This is a genomic window from Collinsella sp. CLA-JM-H32B (genome assembly GCF_040098065.1).
GTDB lineage: Bacteria > Actinomycetota > Coriobacteriia > Coriobacteriales > Coriobacteriaceae > Collinsella.
The window spans coordinates 1-16,204 of the sequence record NZ_JBBNNA010000012.1 but is presented as its reverse complement, the minus strand read 5'-3'; the positions used below and the strand labels follow the sequence as shown (position 1 = coordinate 16,204).

14 protein-coding genes and 2 tRNA genes are annotated in these 16,204 nt (G+C 59.7%); 12 read left to right on the top strand and 4 right to left on the bottom strand.

What is annotated here, in order from left to right:
• Positions 1-91 precede the first annotated feature (91 nt).
• Positions 92-1,930 (top strand): translational GTPase TypA, encoded by a 1,839-nt coding sequence (gene typA, locus AAA138_RS07345; RefSeq protein WP_196026169.1) that lies wholly within the window; start codon positions 92-94, stop codon positions 1,928-1,930.
• A 129-nt stretch (positions 1,931-2,059) separates the two neighbouring features.
• Here typA and AAA138_RS07340 read toward each other — a convergent pair whose 3' ends face one another.
• Together AAA138_RS07340 and AAA138_RS07335 are read right to left on the bottom strand one after the other, a co-directional pair.
• On the bottom strand, positions 2,060-3,208 hold the full coding sequence (locus tag AAA138_RS07340; RefSeq protein WP_349090227.1) for a polymer-forming cytoskeletal protein: 1,149 nt from the start codon (positions 3,206-3,208) through the stop codon (positions 2,060-2,062).
• 106 nt (positions 3,209-3,314) lie between these two features.
• Positions 3,315-4,004, bottom strand: coding sequence for a TRIC cation channel family protein (locus tag AAA138_RS07335; protein WP_349090225.1), 690 nt, complete (start codon positions 4,002-4,004; stop codon positions 3,315-3,317).
• A 304-nt stretch (positions 4,005-4,308) separates the two neighbouring features.
• Between AAA138_RS07335 and AAA138_RS07330 the strand changes: the two genes are divergently transcribed.
• A complete protein-coding gene (locus AAA138_RS07330; RefSeq protein WP_349090223.1) occupies positions 4,309-5,316 on the top strand; it encodes a hypothetical protein in 1,008 nt (335 codons plus the stop codon).
• Positions 5,317-5,477: 161 nt separating this feature from the next.
• Here AAA138_RS07330 and AAA138_RS07325 read toward each other — a convergent pair.
• Positions 5,478-5,568, bottom strand: a tRNA-Ser gene (locus AAA138_RS07325).
• 48 nt (positions 5,569-5,616) lie between these two features.
• Positions 5,617-5,707, bottom strand: a tRNA-Ser gene (locus AAA138_RS07320).
• A 494-nt stretch (positions 5,708-6,201) separates the two neighbouring features.
• On the opposite strand from AAA138_RS07320, the gene rpsF reads away from it, so the two are divergent.
• From rpsF to AAA138_RS07270, 10 genes are all read left to right on the top strand, one after another.
• On the top strand, positions 6,202-6,495 hold the full coding sequence (gene rpsF / locus AAA138_RS07315; protein WP_006235831.1) for a 30S ribosomal protein S6: 294 nt from the start codon (positions 6,202-6,204) through the stop codon (positions 6,493-6,495).
• 48 nt (positions 6,496-6,543) lie between these two features.
• A complete protein-coding gene (ssb, locus tag AAA138_RS07310) occupies positions 6,544-6,996 on the top strand; it encodes a single-stranded DNA-binding protein (protein ID WP_349090221.1) in 453 nt (150 codons plus the stop codon).
• A 72-nt stretch (positions 6,997-7,068) separates the two neighbouring features.
• On the top strand, positions 7,069-7,335 hold the full coding sequence (rpsR, locus tag AAA138_RS07305; protein WP_006235829.1) for a 30S ribosomal protein S18: 267 nt from the start codon (positions 7,069-7,071) through the stop codon (positions 7,333-7,335).
• A gap of 15 nt (positions 7,336-7,350) precedes the next feature.
• The gene (gene rplI, locus AAA138_RS07300) at positions 7,351-7,890 is read left to right on the top strand and encodes a 50S ribosomal protein L9 (RefSeq protein WP_022094073.1); all 540 of its coding nucleotides are present in this window, start codon (positions 7,351-7,353) and stop codon (positions 7,888-7,890) included.
• 218 nt (positions 7,891-8,108) lie between these two features.
• The gene (gene dnaB, locus AAA138_RS07295; RefSeq protein ID WP_195362310.1) at positions 8,109-9,506 is read left to right on the top strand and encodes a replicative DNA helicase; all 1,398 of its coding nucleotides are present in this window, start codon (positions 8,109-8,111) and stop codon (positions 9,504-9,506) included.
• Positions 9,507-9,599: 93 nt separating this feature from the next.
• The gene (locus AAA138_RS07290; RefSeq protein ID WP_349090219.1) at positions 9,600-10,886 is read left to right on the top strand and encodes an adenylosuccinate synthase; all 1,287 of its coding nucleotides are present in this window, start codon (positions 9,600-9,602) and stop codon (positions 10,884-10,886) included.
• Positions 10,887-11,007: 121 nt separating this feature from the next.
• Positions 11,008-12,312 (top strand): phosphoribosylamine--glycine ligase, encoded by a 1,305-nt coding sequence (purD, locus tag AAA138_RS07285; protein ID WP_349090217.1) that lies wholly within the window; start codon positions 11,008-11,010, stop codon positions 12,310-12,312.
• 21 nt (positions 12,313-12,333) lie between these two features.
• Entirely contained in the window at positions 12,334-13,029 is a 696-nt protein-coding gene (locus AAA138_RS07280; protein ID WP_195232596.1) for an NUDIX hydrolase, read from the top strand.
• 247 nt (positions 13,030-13,276) lie between these two features.
• Positions 13,277-15,049: an ABC transporter ATP-binding protein gene (locus AAA138_RS07275; protein WP_349090214.1), complete on the top strand. Its 1,773-nt coding sequence runs from the start codon at positions 13,277-13,279 to the stop codon at positions 15,047-15,049.
• Between the two features lie 19 nt (positions 15,050-15,068).
• Positions 15,069-16,028, top strand: a complete 960-nt coding sequence (locus tag AAA138_RS07270; RefSeq protein WP_349090212.1) for a hypothetical protein — start codon at positions 15,069-15,071, stop codon at positions 16,026-16,028.
• Positions 16,029-16,204: the final 176 nt, after the last annotated feature.

The following is a 16,204-nucleotide window of genomic DNA, read 5'->3' as shown; positions in this document are numbered from 1 at the left end:
TAAAAGGCTCAATATTCCCGCTGAGCGTTGTGTTGCTGGGCGGGCCGCATACGTGTGCCGTTTGTATATGGATAGAAGATAGGGGAACTACATGCGCGTAGACAATCTGAGGAACATCGCCATCATCGCCCACGTCGACCACGGCAAGACGACGATGGTCGATAAGCTCCTGCGTGCCACGGACGCCTTCCGTGCCAACCAGCAGGTCGAGGACCGCGTCCTGGACTCTAACGACCAGGAGCGCGAGCGCGGCATCACGATTCTCGCCAAGAACATCTCTATCGAGTACAAGGACGTCAAGATCAACGTCATCGACACCCCGGGCCACGCCGACTTTGGCGGCGAGGTCGAGCGCGTGCTGCGTATGGCCGACGGCGCCCTGCTGCTGGTCGACGCCTTTGAGGGCCCCATGCCCCAGACCCGCTTCGTGCTGCGTCACGCTATCGACACCGGCCTCAAGATCATGATCGTCATCAACAAGATCGACCGTCCGGGCGCCAACCCCGAGAAGGCCTACAACGACTGCCTGGACCTTATGGCCGACCTGGGCGCTACCGACGACCAGCTTGAGTTCGCCATGGAGCACGTGGTCTACGCCAGCGCCATGAATGGCTTTGCCCGCCTTGACCCCAACGACGGCAACATGGACATGTATCCGCTGCTCGATATGATCATCGACGACATGCCCGCGCCCGAGGTTGACGAGAACGCCCCGCTGGCCATGCAGTGCGTGACCATCGACCACTCCAACTTCGTTGGCCGCATCGGTATCGGTCGCGTGTACTCCGGCGCCATTCACCAGGGCGATCAGATTCTGGTCGTGAAGAACGACGGCTCCAGCGCCACCGCTACCGTCAAGCAGCTCTTTACCTTCGACTACCTGGGCCGCACCGAGTGCCAGGAAGTCGGCGCCGGCGATATCGCCGCCGTCGTGGGTATTGACCGCACCGATATCGGCGATGTCTACACCGACCCCGAGAACCCCGTCGAGCTCGAGCCCATCGAGATCGACCCGCCGACCCTGTCCATCGTCTTTGAGGCTTCGACCTCCCCGCTCGTCGGCCGTGACGGCGACATCGTGGGCGCCCGTCAGCTTAAGGAGCGCCTGTTCAACGAGGCCGAGAACAACGTGACCATGAAGATCGAGGAGCTCGAGGACAAGAGCGGCGTCGAGGTCTCTGGCCGCGGCATTCTGCACCTGTCCGTCCTGATGGAGTCCATGCGCCGCGAGGGCTTTGAGTTCCAGGTCGGTCGTCCCCGCGTTCTGTTTAAGAAGGACGAGAACGGTAACAAGCTGGAGCCTGTCGAGCAGGCCGTCGTCGAGTGCCCAGACGAGTACTCGGGCAAGGTCGTCGAGGTCTTCGGTACCTCCGGTGGCATCATGACGAGCATGGACACCTCGGGCATCGTGACCCATCTTGAGTTCAAGATCCCGACCCGCGGCATCATGGGCCTTAAGAACCGCATCATGAACGTCACTCACGGCGAGGGCGTGTTCTACCACACCTTCCTGGAGTATGGCCCCTACGCCGGCGAGATCGGCAACCGTCAGAACGGCGCCATGATCTCCATGACCACCGAGAAGGCCGTTGCCTACGCTCTGGGTACGCTGCAGGAGCGCGGCCAGCTGTTCGTTGAGCCGGGCACCGAGTGCTACGAGGGCATGATCGTGGGCGAGCGCAGCAAGGCCGGCGACATGGTCGTCAACATCGCCCGTACCAAGAACCTGGGCAACCAGCGTTCCTCGACCTCCGATATCTCCGTCCAGCTGGTGCCGCCCCGCACCTTCTCGCTGGAGGAGGCGCTGGAGTACATCGCCGATGACGAGCTGGTCGAGATCACTCCCAAGAACATCCGCCTGCGCAAGCGTCTGCTCAACGCCACCGACCGCAAGAAGGCTGCCGTCCGCGCCGGCCAGGTCAACAAATAAGCGCTGGGGCTTATAACCGCCAACAAGAAAGGGCGTCGACCGCAATGGTCGGCGCCCTTTTTGGTGCAATGGGGTCAGGTTGCTTTGCACCACCACAAAGGTGCCTGGCCCTTTTGTGATGGTTAGCGGCTAGGCGGAGGGAAGGCCCGGGGTGTTGGCGGCCTGCTGCGGCTTGAGGTGGGCGTTGCGCCAGATGATCTGGATAACGTAGCCGAGCATAAAGACAAAGGCCACGCCGCTGATGAAGCCGCCGATGAGGGGAAGTCCTGTGAGGGCGCCTGCGGCCACACCGCCGACGGCTGCCATGGCGTAGCGGTTCTGGTTATGTCCGACCATGCGAGCGATCGCGCAGCCCGCAAAAGCGGTGGAGACCAACGCGACGCCGATCACGGCGCACATGAGGGCTCCAGCAAGCGACAGGCCGGCAATCGAGATAATCAGCAACAATACGGCAGGGACAATGGCTACCGTACCCAGAAGACCGCTCATCCACAGGGGTGTGGGGCGCTGGTGGAGCATTCCGGCGGCGCTGGCGGTCGCACGCGGAAAGACGAGCTCGAGCAACAGAGCGATAAAGCAGGTCGACAGGGCTGCGGCCACGATGCCGCCGATGATATCGTTAACCGTCGTGGCGGCGCTTTCGTTTTCGGTACGGTCGATCTTGAGCGCGCCGACCTCGGCTCCTGCGGCGCGCTCGGGGTCCTCGGAAACATGGGCGTTCACCGTGCCGGTGATGTGAGCGTTTTTGCCCAGGATGAGTTTGTCGGCCCAAACCTCGACATCGCCCTCGACGGTGCCGTCGATGGTCACGGTGTCGCCCGCGAGCGCTGCCGACTTGGTAGAACCGCGCAGGGCAACTGTCTCACCCATCGCGTAAAAACAGTTGGCGGCGCTACCGGTGTTGAGCACGACATGCTGACCGGCTACCGTCACGCTGCCATCGATTGCGGTTTTGGAGATATCGATGGTGCGCGCCGCCAGGCGAACGGCTCCGCCTACGGTGCAGTTGCGAATCGACAAGCTCTCGCCTGCCGCGATAATATCGCGGCCGATGGAGGCGTCGTCTAGGTTAAGGCTCTGGCCGGCCCAGTACAGGTCGCCTTCGACGCCAGACGGATTTGAGTCAACTTCGGTTGCGAGCACGTTGCCCGCGGTGTCTGTGCCGGCGAACGACGTCTTGGGAAGCGCGGTCAGCGCAAGCGCAATCAGTGCGAATAGAAGGGCGATATGGACCCGCGCTTTGCGGCGCTTGGTCGACGGTTCTAGGTTGCAAGGCATAGTGAATCCTTCGTTAGATACTCGGCATATATCTAACAGGGTACCCAACGTGCGCGCGCTCTAAAAGAACCTCTCGGTTGCATTTCGAAGGGTCGTGCCGCGCTGTCTACTTTTTGCGATGCAAGAAGCGCGCGATGTCTTCCTCGGTGGGACTTTTGATGTCAAAGCGCAGCGAGAGCCAGCGCAGGCCCATGGTCACCGCGACGCATACGACCAGCGCGGCGACATTGCTCATGATGCCGCTCATAACGATACACACATAGCTTGTCGATCCGGCGATGGCGGCGATGGCATAAAAGTTAGTACGTTGGAAAATGCCCGGAACCACGCCCATAAAGCCGTCGCGCAACATGCCGCCACCCACCGCGGTGAAGAAGCCCATCATGATGCATACGGCCGGCGCAAAGCCATAAACCAGTGCTTTGTCCGCTCCGGTGGCGGCGTAGATGCCGACCGAGATGATGTCGAGCAATGGGATGAGTTTCTCTGGTTTATCGACGATTGCCGGGAAGATGTAGATGATGGCCGCCGTGGCGATGGAGAGCGGCAGCGCCATTGGCTGGTTGAGGATGTAGACGTTGCCGACCTGGAGTGTCATATCGCGCAAAAGACCGCCGCCCAGACCGCAGACCACCGCGAGCGCGACCGCGCCCACCAGGTCGAGCTTGTGTTCGCGCGCAACCAGCACACCCGAGATCGATGCCGCGACAACAGCGAACATCTCGAGCCAAAAGGGAATAGCGACCATGGCATCCGAGGCATGTGGGGTAACGGTTATAGCGGCGACGACGGGCAAGATGGGTTCCTTTGAGTTACGGGTTTGGACAATGCCCGTACATAGTACATGTTCGGCGCCGATTGCGACCCCATTGCTCGGTAAACGGTTAGCAGCGGATGCGGGCGTGGCGTTGCTGGAATGCCAGGGATCCAAAACATGTACGTCACCCTCCAAAAACGACATTTTTCGACATCTTCGGAGGCTGACGTACATGTTTGGATTGAGCTCACAGCATGAGTGAGTTAATTTACTCACATCCGGTATATTCCCCCACTTCAACGGACATAAGAGTTGGATACCGGCTCAGAGCGAGAGGCCCTCAATGGATACTCCTGTTCTCATTTCGCATAAAACCGCATGGCTTGTCCATCATGCGCCCCAGAATTTGGTTCAGTCTCTTGCGCGGCACGACTACCAGATAGGCGTACGAGGCATCTCCACCCAGCAACGCGTTGCGCGCATACGACAGGCCCTTACCGACTGCGGCATTCCGTCCGATATGCTCAAAACTATCGATATCTCGGTTGTATTCGAATTCGAGCGAATTCGCACCAAAGGCGTCATTTGCCACATTCTTGGACAAAATCTTCCCTACGAGCATATTGACGAGTTGACGCCCGGAATCTTCATCACCGACGAAGCCTTCACCTTCGTGCTCGCTGCCGAGTGGATGGATAGGATCGAATATCTCGAATATGGCTATGAAGTTTGCGGCGATTATCGCATGAGGCTCAATCCCGCCGACCATTATACCGAGCAACCAGCCGCCACCTCCAAGGATGAAATAACCGAACTGCTCGATCGGCACCCCGGCAAACCCGGTGCCACACGTGCACGGCTCGCGCTCAGGCACATCTACGATCACTCGGCCTCGCCTATGGAGACCGCTTCGGCAATCGCCCTCTCGCTCCCAACAAGCGAAGGCGGGGTTGGCATCCGAGGTATCGAACTCAACAAACCGCTCGAGATCCCTCAACGTCTCTGGCATTGCGCCAAAGCTCGAACACTCAAAATCGATGCGCTCGTTACCTACAAGCGCAGGGAGCTCGGTATCGAATATAAGGGCGGCTTTCACGATGAGTTCGAGCGCAAGGGGGCAGATGCGGAGCGAGAGGCCGTTCTCTCCCAAATGGGATATCGAATCGTTACGCTCACTTCGGCTCAGTTCGGTAGCCAGCTCGCCTTTCACCGCGCCATGAACAACATTCGCGAAGCACTCGGCATGCCTCGCTGTACCGACACCGGGTACCAGCGAGAGCAAAACGAACTACGCAAGACGCTTATCCGCAACTGGAAAGGCATGCGAGACGAAGAGGCACCTTCCGAATAGTGCCACTCCCGTGAGCTCAATCCAAACGTGTACGTCAGCCTTCAAAGATGTCAAAAAATGTCGTTTTTGGAGGGTGACGTACATGTTTGGTTGGGATGTGCGGCCGAGAGGGGATCCGATAACAAAAAAGCTCCCATTCTCGGGAGCTTTCTCAACCAAAATGGCGGAGGAGGAGGGATTCGAACCCTCGTGACCTTATACAGGCCAAACGGTTTTCGAGACCGCCGCATTCAACCACTCTGCCACCCCTCCGCGTGGGGTAAAAACAAAGCAGGCTCGAAGGCCTGCTTTGGAATTAACTGGCGGAGAGTCAGGGATTTGAACCCTGGAGACGCTTTTGACGCCTACACGATTTCCAATCGTGCTCCTTCGGCCACTCGGACAACTCTCCGTTAAATGCGAAAGTCAGTATACACGAGGAATCGCAAAGTGCAAACAGAAAAGTTGGCATTTTTTGAAACGCTTGGCTTCGTGACGGGATCTAGGAGGGCAAAAACGGGCTCTGACCAGCAGGGTTACATGCGGCAAATTGTTCAAAATGGGTATTTATAAACGACATGGCAGCAATTTTAAAAATCTTTGAACGGTGTTGTGAACCACTGGTATGTATTTCGCGACCACAGCCTTGCAATTGTTGACCTGCGGCTTGGCTCAGTTTGTCCCCGCAGCGCCGTGTCTTGTCCACAGATCCGTCAAGCATTTGGTCAGCATTTGGTTGGAAGACGCATGAAGTGCCGTGTGAGTATGGACATATGTGGAGGTCATGAGGTTGTAGCTGCATATTCTTGCAGCCTGGGAGGTTGAAAGATATTATTACCAAGTCTTTTCCTGCTTCAGGCGCACCTTCACGACCTGAAGCCACATTTGCCCAGAGGAGGTGACAATATGAAGGCTTATGAACTGCTGTTCTTTGTTGACCCGTCGCTCGACCCCGAGACTCGTCTCGCTGTTATGAAGCGTATCGATACCACGATCGCTGAGGGCGCTGGCAAGGTCGACTCCGTTGACGAGTGGGGCAAGCGCAAGCTCGCCTACGAGATCAACGACCTCACCGATGGTGACTACACCCTCATCAACTTCCACGCAGATCCTACCCAGATCGCCGAGCTTGATCGCGTCCTGCGCATCACCGACGCTGTGGTCCGCCACATGATCGTCCGTCGCGACGACCAGGAGTAAGACTGTCGTTTTGGACTGGGCTTGTGCCCCAAGAGGAAGTAGTGAGTTATGAGCATCAATCGAGTGAACATCACCGGTAACCTCACGCGTGATCCCGAGCTGCGCGCCACCGCTAGCGGAACCCAGGTTCTGTCCTTTGGCGTCGCCGTGAACGATCGTCGCCGCAACCCGCAGACTGGCGAGTGGGAGGACTATCCCAACTTTGTCGACTGCACTATGTTCGGCACGCGCGCCGAGGCCGTGAGCCGTTTCCTGGCAAAGGGAAACAAGGTTGCGATCGAGGGCAAGCTGCGCTACAGCTCTTGGGAGCGCGACGGCCAGCGCCGGAGCAAGCTTGAGGTCATCGTCGATGAGATCGAGTTTATGAGCTCCCGTGGTGGCCAGGGTGGCTACGATCAGGGCGGTTACGCCCCCGCAGCCCCCGCGCCCGCAGCACGTCCTGCCGCACCGGTGGCTACGCCGCCCGCGGTCGACGTCTACGATGAGGACATCCCGTTTTAAGGGCTGTTCACCTATTTTTGAGTGAGAGGCGGCTTTGGTTCGCCGAAGTTGCCAAACGAAAGGTATTTTGACATGGCTAATGATTTTTCTGCACGTCAGCCGCGTCGTAAGTACTGCCAGTTCTGCAAGGAGAACACTGAGTTCATCGACTATAAGGACACTCAGCTTCTCCGTAAGTACATGACCGACCGTGGCAAGATCAAGCCCCGTCGCGTCACTGGCGCTTGCACGCAGCATCAGCATGACATCGCCAACGCCATCAAGCGCGCCCGCGAGATGGCTCTCCTGCCGTACACCGTCCCCGTGGTTTCCTCTCGTGGCAACCGCGACCGCGGCTAAGAAGGGAGACGCATCATGAAGGTTATTCTTCTCGATGAGATCAAGGGCAAGGGCGGCGAGGGTGACGTCGTAGAGGTCGCTCAGGGTTACGCTGAGAACTTCCTGTTCCCCAAGAAGCTCGCTGTTGCCGCCACCAAGGGCAACCTCAAGCAGCTTGACGAGCGTCGCAACAACATCGCCAAGCGCGAGGCCGTCCGTCTGGCTACCGCCAACGAGACCAAGGCTGCCTTCGAGGGCAAGACGGTCACCGTTGACGTCAAGGTCGGCGACGAGGGCATCCTCTTTGGCTCCGTTACCGCCGCTATGATCGCTGACGCCATCAAGGCTCAGCTCGGTATGGACATCGACCGCAAGCGCGTCGAGCTCGGTAAGCCCATCAAGGTTGCCGGTGCCCACACCGTTGCCATCTCGCTGTACCGCGAGATCAAGGCCGAGGTTGTCGTTCTCGTTGGCGTTACCGCCGAGGAGCTCGCTGCCGAGGCTGAGGTCGAGGAGGCCGCTGAGGTCGCCGAGGCCGAGACCGCCGAGGTCGAGACTGAGGCTGCTGCCGAGTAGCATTTGCTGCAACGCAACAATCTTGTTCTAAGAAGGGCGCTCTGGGAGACCAGGGCGCCCTTTTGTTTTCTACGCTTGGCGAGCGCCATGGCATGCGTTGTGGTGAAGTCCCAAATGCGGGACCGTTCATCCGTTTCGTTCGGTGATGATTGCCGGGGCGCGGCCCGTTTTGGGACCGTGGCTGATACTATGGATGCTCGCAAGCGATATGAATGAGGATGCTCATGGCATATGACGAAAGGGAGACGGGGCTGACGGTCGAGGACCGTGGCTCCAAGTTGGGTCTCCCTCAAAACCAAGATGCAGAGGCCAATGTACTGGCCGCTATGCTGCTGTCACCCGAGGTGGTAGAGGAGGCCCAGGTCGAGCTGCAGCCCGATGACTTCTACCGGCCCATTCATAAGACCATCTACACCGCGATGGTCGATATGTACAACAGCCGCATTCCCATCGACTCTATCTCGCTGATCGATTACCTGCGCAGCATCAACAAGCTTGATGCCGTGGGCGGCGAGGCCTACATTTTGGAGCTGATGGGCCAGACCCTGTCGCTCGTGAACTGGCAGCACCATGCCGCCATCGTCCGTCGCGACTCGATGCTGCGCGAGCTGATCGGTGCCACCAACGAGATCAACGCGCTGGCCTATAACGCCCCCACCGACACCAAGGAGGTCGTGGAGCTGGCCGAGAGCAAGCTGCTTAAGGTCACGGCGCGCGAGGTCAAGTCGAGCTATAAGACACTGACCGAGTTTATGGTCGAGGCCTATAACGAGGCCGAGGAAGTGTGTAAGGCCGGTGGACAGGCCGCGGGCGTGCCCACCGGCTTCCCGTCGCTCGACCGCATGCTCATGGGTTTCCGCGAGGGCCAGCTCATCATTATCGGCGCCCGCCCTGCCGTGGGTAAGACGTCGTTCGCTCTGAACCTGGCGCTGAATGCCGCCGCTGCGGGCTATACCGTCGGCTTCTTTTCGCTGGAGATGTCGGGCAAGGAAATTGCCCAGCGCCTGATTTGCGCCTACGCCATGATCTCGATCAGCGACTTCCGTACGGGCCGCATTAGCCCCGAGCAGTGGGCCAATATCAACGAGGCCACGCAGACCTTGTCTAAGCTCGACATTCTGATTGACGATACGCCCGGCACCACGGTGACCGAGATCCGCGCCAAGAGCCGCCGCATGCTCCACAACAAGGAGAAGGCCATCATTATCCTGGACTACCTGCAGCTGGTGAGTCCTCCGCCGGGACGTCGCTCCGAGAGCCGTACCGTCGAGGTCTCCGAGATGTCGCGCGGTTTAAAGATCATGGCCAAGGAGCTTAAGATCCCGCTCATTGCACTGTCGCAGCTGTCGCGTCAGGTCGAGTCCCGTACCGGCAAGCGCCCGCAGCTGTCCGACCTGCGTGAATCGGGCTCCATCGAGCAGGACGCCGACATCGTTATGTTCTTGGACCGCTCCGCCGATGAGGCCGAGGCCTCGCGTGACGATCGACCCGACGAGGGCGTTACGCGTATCGTCGTGGCCAAGAACCGTTCGGGCCCGATCGGTGACGTCGACCTGATGTTCCTGCCGGCATCCACCAAGTTCTATGAGCTTGATGGGGCGCATACCGAGGAGTAGGACAGGCACCCGTTGCACGGGTATACTGGGAATGTTTTGTGCTTCTGCGTGCCGGCGTGGCGCGTAGACAGTCCATGAATGTAAGGAGTAAACATGCCGTCAACCGTTTTGGTCGGTGCCCAGTGGGGCGATGAGGGCAAGGGTAAGATTTGCGACCTGGTCGCCGGCGACTTCGATGCCGTCGTGCGCTATTCGGGCGGTAATAACGCTGGCCACACCATCGTCGTCAACGGCAAGAAGTACGGCCTGCACCAGGTGCCCTCCGGCATCATGTATTCCGACCACGTGTCGGTGATCGGTAACGGCTGCGTCGTCAACCCCAAGGTTGTCCTTGAGGAGATTGACATGTTCGAGGCCGACGGCATCACCACCAAGAACCTCAAGATCAGTGGCAACGCGCACATCATCATGCCGTACCACATCGATCTGGATGGTGCTTTTGAGCAGAAGCTCGGCAAGAAGAACATCGGTACCACCAAGCGCGGCATCGGTCCGTGCTACCAGGACAAGATGGCCCGCATCGGTCTGCGCATGCAGGACATGCTGGACGAGACGCTGTTCCGCGACAAGCTGGAGACCGCTCTTGCCCGCGTGAATCCCGAGCTCGAGCTCATCTACCACCTGCCCACCTACACCGTGGACCAGATCTGCGACGAGTACCTGCCCATGGCCGACCGCCTGCGCCCCTACATCACCGAGACGAGCCTGCTGCTCAACAACATGATCGACGAGGGCAAGGATTTGCTGTTCGAGGGCGCCCAGGCGACGCTGCTCGACATCGACCACGGCACCTATCCGTACGTGACGTCTTCTAACTGCACCGCCGGCGGCGCCATCACCGGCTCCGGCGTCGGTATGAAGAATGTCGACCGCGTGCTGGGCGTCATGAAGGCCTATATCACCCGCGTCGGTTCGGGCCCCATGCCCACCGAGCTTTCCTATGAGTCCGAGGCCGGCCATACGCTGACCGAGGAAGGCTATGAGTACGGCGTGACCACCGGTCGCCGTCGTCGCTGCGGCTGGTTCGACGGCCCCATCGCCAACTACGCCTCGCGCGTCAACGGCCTCACCGATATCGCCATGACCAAGCTCGACGTGCTTTCGGCTTTCGACACCATCAAGGTGTGCGTTGCCTACGACGTTGACGGCGAGCGTTACACGAGCGTGCCTGAGCACCAGGTGCGCTTTGAGCATGCCAAGCCCATCTACGAGGAGCTCCCGGGCTGGAAGTGCGACATCACCGGTTGCCGCAGCTTTGAGGAGCTGCCGCAGGAGGCTCAGGACTACGTGGCATTTATCGAGGATCTGGCACACACCCGCGTGACGTTCATTGGCGTCGGCGCCGGTCGCGAGCAGATCATCAACCGATTCTGGAAGTAATCGGCACTATTCGGTTATTGCGATATACCCCTTTGCAGCCCAGGCGGGCGGCCGAGGGGTATATTTGCTTTGTAATGGGTCCGCATGGTTGGCGGACCGTTCATCCATAGAGGAGGCACCCTTGAAGGCGGACACTCAAACCATCGACATCCTGTTGTTGGGCAGCGGCGGCCGCGAGCATGCTCTGGCAGCAAAGCTCGCAGCATCACCGCGCGCCGGCAAGCTCTACATTGCGCCGGGTAACGGCGGCACCGCGAGCTGCGGCGAGAACGTGGTTCTCGACGATTGCGATCCTGCGGCCGTGGCGGCGTTTGCCCAGAGCCACGGATGCGGACTCGTGGTGATTGGCCCCGAGGCTCCGCTCGTGGCGGGCGTTGCCGATGCCGTGCGTGCGGCGGGCATTCCCTGCTTTGGCCCGGGTGCCGAGGGCGCTCAGATGGAGGGTTCCAAGTTATTCTCCAAGCAGCTCATGGAGCGTGCCGGCATTCCGACGGCCGCCTACGGCTCGTTTACTGACGAGGCTTCGGCTCTTGCCTATGTGCGCGAGCAGGGTGCCCCGCTGGTCGTGAAGGCTGACGGCCTGGCCGCAGGCAAGGGCGTTATCGTGGCGACTGAGCTTGCGCAGGCCGAGGAAGCCGTGCGCGAGTGCTTTGGCGGCACCTTTGGCGATGCCGGCAACACCGTTGTCATTGAGGAGATGCTGGTTGGCCCCGAGTGCTCGCTGCTGGCCTTTACCGACGGCAAGACCGTGCGCCCCATGGCCACCTCGCAGGACCACAAGCGTGCACTCGAGGGCGACAAGGGCCCCAACACCGGTGGCATGGGCGTCTACAGCCCGGTGCCCATCGTGACCGACGAGGAGCACGCCACCATGGTGACGGTCATGGAGCGGACCGTGGCCGAGCTTGCTGCCGAGGGCATCGATTACCGCGGCTGCCTGTATGGCGGCTTTATGCTCACCCCCGCCGGCCCCAAGGTGCTGGAGTTCAACGCCCGCTTTGGCGACCCCGAGACTCAGGTCGTGCTCCCGCGCCTTAAGAACGACCTGGTCGAGGTCATGCTGGCTTGTGCCAACTGCGAGCTCGATCAGATTGAACTCGATTGGCGTGACGAGTGGGCTGTGGCTGTTGTCCTGACGAGCGCGGGCTACCCCGGCAGCTACGAGAAGGGCAAAGTCATCACCGGCATCGCCGATGCCGAGGCCATGGAGAACGTGACCGTGTACCATGCCGGCACCGCCGTGGTGGACGGTCAGCTCGTGACCAACGGTGGCCGAGTGCTTGCCGTGACCGCGCTGGGCGATACGTTTGAGAACGCTCGCAACCTTGCCTACGAGGCCTGCGAGAAGATTGATTTTGAGGGCAAGACCCTGCGTCATGACATCGGTCTGCGCGCGCTGCGTGGCCGCGACGCCTGGGATGCCTAAAGTCCGAGAGGGATGAGACGGATGGACGAGAAGAACGAAGAGCTCGTGGACGCGCAGATCGTCGAAGAGGACAGCCGCATGTATGGGCACGCCGAGGGCGAGCCTGGTGGCGAGGTCGCAGACGAGCCGGCGCTGGTGCTGGGCGACGACGACCCTCACGATGCCGAGCTGCACGAGAAGATTCTTTCGGAGGAGTGTGCCTGGAAGGGCAAGATCCTCGACGTCCACCGTCTTGAGGTTGAACTGCCCAACGGTCACCGCAGCGCCCGCGATATCGTTCGCCATCCGGGTGCGGCGGCCGTTGTGGCACTGACTGAGAGCGGCAAGATCGTACTGGTGCGTCAGTACCGCACCGCCATCGACCGCGTGACGGTCGAGATTCCCGCCGGCAAGCTCGACCCGGGCGAGGACCCGCTCGATTGCGCCAAGCGCGAGCTGCATGAGGAGACGGGCTTTAGGGCTGGTCGCATTCGCTTTTTGACGTCGATTGTCACGTCCTGTGGTTTTTGCGACGAGATCATTCACATCTACCTGGCCACCAAGCTCGAGTTCGATGCACCCAACCCCGATGATGACGAGTTTGTCAACGTGGACCTCGTGCCGCTGCACGAACTGATCGACGCCGTACTCGACGGCAAGATCGAAGATGCTAAGACCGTCGTGGGCGCCTTGGCCTGCGATAGCATCGCGCATAGGTTGGGCGGAGCCGAGCTCTAGGTTACGCGGTTTTACCAAACCGCGTAACGAGTCGACGCTGCAAACGCCCCTAAGCGGCAATCTGCCTTTCAATCGCCGCTCGCGTACCGAAGTACGCGTCGCTCCTCTTTCAAGGCACCTTGCTCGCTTAGGGACGTTTTCGCTGACGCTGCCAGAACATCGGTGTTATGTTTGTTGGGATGCTTTGTTTTCAACCCGACCGGTTCAACCGGATTTCTCACGCTATTTATTTCTCTCCGAGGACTGCATGTTTAGAAGGTTTTTGTCTTATTACAAGCCCCAGATGGGGCTTTTTGTTGCCGATACTGTTTGCGCCCTGGTGCTTGCCGCCATCGACCTGGCGTTTCCTATTATTCTGCGCAATCTGACTGGTGGGCTCTTTACCCAGGGTCAGGCTGCTATTATGCAGGCGCTCGGTATGATCGCGGTTGGTCTGGTGCTGATGTATGCCATCCGTTGCGCCTGTCGCTACTTTGTGAGTTACTGGGGCCACGTGATGGGCGCGCGCATGGAGTCCAAGATGCGCGAGGACCTGTTCGATCAGTACGAGCGCTTTAGCTTTGCGTACTTCGATCGCAACAGCTCGGGTGACATGATGAGCCGCGTGGTCAACGACCTGTTCGATATCTGCGAGGCGGCACACCACGTGCCCGAGTGGATTATCATCTGCGGCATCGAGATCGTCGGCTCGTTTGTGATCCTCTTTGCTATTGCCCCGGTGCTGGCGCTTGCTATGGCCGTGGTGACGGCGGTGTTTGCGGCCATCATGTTTTGGCAGAACATGCGCATGCGCGAGGTCTTTAGCGACAACCGCAAAAAGATCAGCGGTATTAATGCTCAGCTGCAGGATTCGCTGGCCGGCATGCGCGTGGTCAAGAGTTTTGCGAACGAGGAGGCTGAACGCTCCAAGTTCCGCGCCTCCAACGACCGCTATCTTTCGTCCAAAGAGAATATGTATCACGCCATGGGCGTTTACACCGCGACGTATGGCCTGCTCTCGGGCGTGTTGTACGTGATCGTGGTGCTGCTGGGTGGTTGGCTGGTGGCGCAAGGCCAACTGCAGGCGGTCGATATGGCGACCTTCGCGCTCTACATTTCACTGTTCTGCACGCCGCTCGAGACGCTCGTCAATTCGGCCGAAACGTATCAGAAGGCCATCGCCGGCTTTAAGCGCATGGACGAGGTGCTTTCGACCGCCCCGGATATCCAGGATAAGCCGGATGCCGCGGACCTGCAGGTGACGGCAGGCGCGGTTGAATATCGCGACGTGTGCTTTAGCTACGAGGATGTTGAGTTGGGCGAGGGCGGCGCCGACGGACGCCCTGTTATCGACCATATGAATCTGTCCATCAAGCCCGGACAGACCATTGCCCTGGTTGGCCCCTCGGGCGGCGGCAAGTCTACGACTTGTTCGCTGCTGCCGCGCTTTTACGACGTGGCGGACGGATCCATCAGCATCGACGGCCAGGACGTGCGCGACGTGACGCAACAGAGTCTGCGCCGCGCCATTGGCCTGGTGCAGCAGGATGTCTATCTGTTTGACGGTACGATTGGCGAGAACATCGCCTACGGCAAGTCGGGCGCCACGGCAGAAGAGATCGCCGAGGCGGCCCGCCGCGCCAATATCGATACCTTTATCGAGTCGCTTCCGCAAGGCTACGACACCGTGGTGGGCGAGCGCGGCAGCCGTCTTTCGGGCGGCCAGAAGCAGCGCGTAGCCATTGCGCGCGTGTTTCTCAAGAATCCCAAGATCCTTATTTTGGATGAGGCGACGAGTGCTCTGGATAACGAGAGCGAGGAAGCGGTGCAGGAGTCGCTCGAAGAGCTGGCGCGCGGCCGCACCACGATTATCATCGCCCACCGTCTCTCGACTATTAAGCATGCTGACGAGATTGCGACTGTTGAGCATGGTCGCGTTGTGGAACGTGGCACGCACGAGGAGCTTCTCGCCCGTGGCGGCACTTATGCCCGTTACTATCGAATGCAGTTCGAAGGTGCGCGTGCGCACGAGCTCGACTGATTGATACGACAGGAAGTTTATGGCTGACAAGAACCCTTTGACTCCGGAAGAAGTGACGGAGTTATTCTCCGAAATCGATGCATCCGGCGTCTTGGATCCGACGCTCGCCAAAAAGCGTACCGAGCGCATGCGCGAGAAAGAGGCTGCCGTCAAGCGCGGTGACAAGGCGACGCTGGCGCGGCTGCGCAGCGAGGATCGCGCGAGCCAGGCAAAACATATCGACCCGCTGTCCGAGGACGATCCTTCGGGCTCGCAGGTGAGCCATACCATTACGAAGACTGCCATGGTCGTGGTTATCGGCATCTTGGTGCTGATCGTGGGCATGCAGATTGGCTACGGCGTGATGCGCCGTCTGAATACCGCCAATCTGTCCGAGAGCGTTTCGGTCGATACCGTTTCGACCGCGCTCAAGGGCGGCCTTGAGTGGGGCAACGGCTTTACGCAGTTCCCGCTCGACTTTAGCGTCGACGAGGCGGACGAGCGCACGGGTACGGTAGAGGTGACGGTGTTGGACACGTCGTCTGCCAACGAGCTCGAGCTGCTGTCCAACGGGCAGATTCAGGCTGCGGCGCTTGCGACCAACGCGTTGCTCAACGATAAGATTGACCGCGTGGTGTACAACGTGCACGCCTATATCGATGAGGACAGCAACATTCAGCACGATTCCTTCTTTGGCATGTTCCCCGCGAGGGGTCATCAGAGCGCCATTCTGACGTTCGTGTGGACCAAGAGCTCATCGACCGCTACGAACATCGACTGGAAGATGCATATCGTGAGTATGGACGACACGATTTCCGAGCGCATTCAAAAGCAGGTGAACTCGGTGTCGTCGCTGATTGAGGACCCGTCGGTGAGCCAGACCAAGATTGACGAGGAAAAGGCCGAACGTGACCTGGAGCATCGTCTGCATGGCCGCGAGATCTTCCGCGGTGGCAAGCCCGACCGCACGCCGTCCGATCTGCTAGAGCAGGATAAATAAGACGCCATCATCCCGCGTGAGCCAAGCGCCCGCGCGGGATGATTTTTCTGGGACGGGGATTAAATAAGGCTCTGTTAGACCAGGATTGACATGCCGGCCTGCCGGCTATCTCGCCGTCTCCCCGTCGGGCGCCGGCGTCCTGACCCTCATCTCGAACGGCATCCCGCCCTCTCGGA

Bases quoted from the DNA above. Each gene is read 5' to 3' on its own strand.
- AAA138_RS07275 (WP_349090214.1), top strand. From the start codon at position 13,277: ATGTTTAGAAGGTTTTTGTCTTATTACAAGCCCCAGATGGGGCTTTTT.
- typA (WP_196026169.1), top strand. From the start codon at position 92: ATGCGCGTAGACAATCTGAGGAACATCGCCATCATCGCCCACGTCGAC.
- rpsF (WP_006235831.1), top strand. From the start codon at position 6,202: ATGAAGGCTTATGAACTGCTGTTCTTTGTTGACCCGTCGCTCGACCCC.
- rplI (WP_022094073.1), top strand. From the start codon at position 7,351: ATGAAGGTTATTCTTCTCGATGAGATCAAGGGCAAGGGCGGCGAGGGT.
- AAA138_RS07330 (WP_349090223.1), top strand. From the start codon at position 4,309: ATGGATACTCCTGTTCTCATTTCGCATAAAACCGCATGGCTTGTCCAT.
- rpsR (WP_006235829.1), top strand. From the start codon at position 7,069: ATGGCTAATGATTTTTCTGCACGTCAGCCGCGTCGTAAGTACTGCCAG.
- dnaB (WP_195362310.1), top strand. From the start codon at position 8,109: ATGCTCATGGCATATGACGAAAGGGAGACGGGGCTGACGGTCGAGGAC.
- AAA138_RS07280 (WP_195232596.1), top strand. From the start codon at position 12,334: ATGGACGAGAAGAACGAAGAGCTCGTGGACGCGCAGATCGTCGAAGAG.
- AAA138_RS07290 (WP_349090219.1), top strand. From the start codon at position 9,600: ATGCCGTCAACCGTTTTGGTCGGTGCCCAGTGGGGCGATGAGGGCAAG.
- AAA138_RS07340 (WP_349090227.1), bottom strand. From the start codon at position 3,208: ATGCCTTGCAACCTAGAACCGTCGACCAAGCGCCGCAAAGCGCGGGTC.
- AAA138_RS07270 (WP_349090212.1), top strand. From the start codon at position 15,069: ATGGCTGACAAGAACCCTTTGACTCCGGAAGAAGTGACGGAGTTATTC.
- ssb (WP_349090221.1), top strand. From the start codon at position 6,544: ATGAGCATCAATCGAGTGAACATCACCGGTAACCTCACGCGTGATCCC.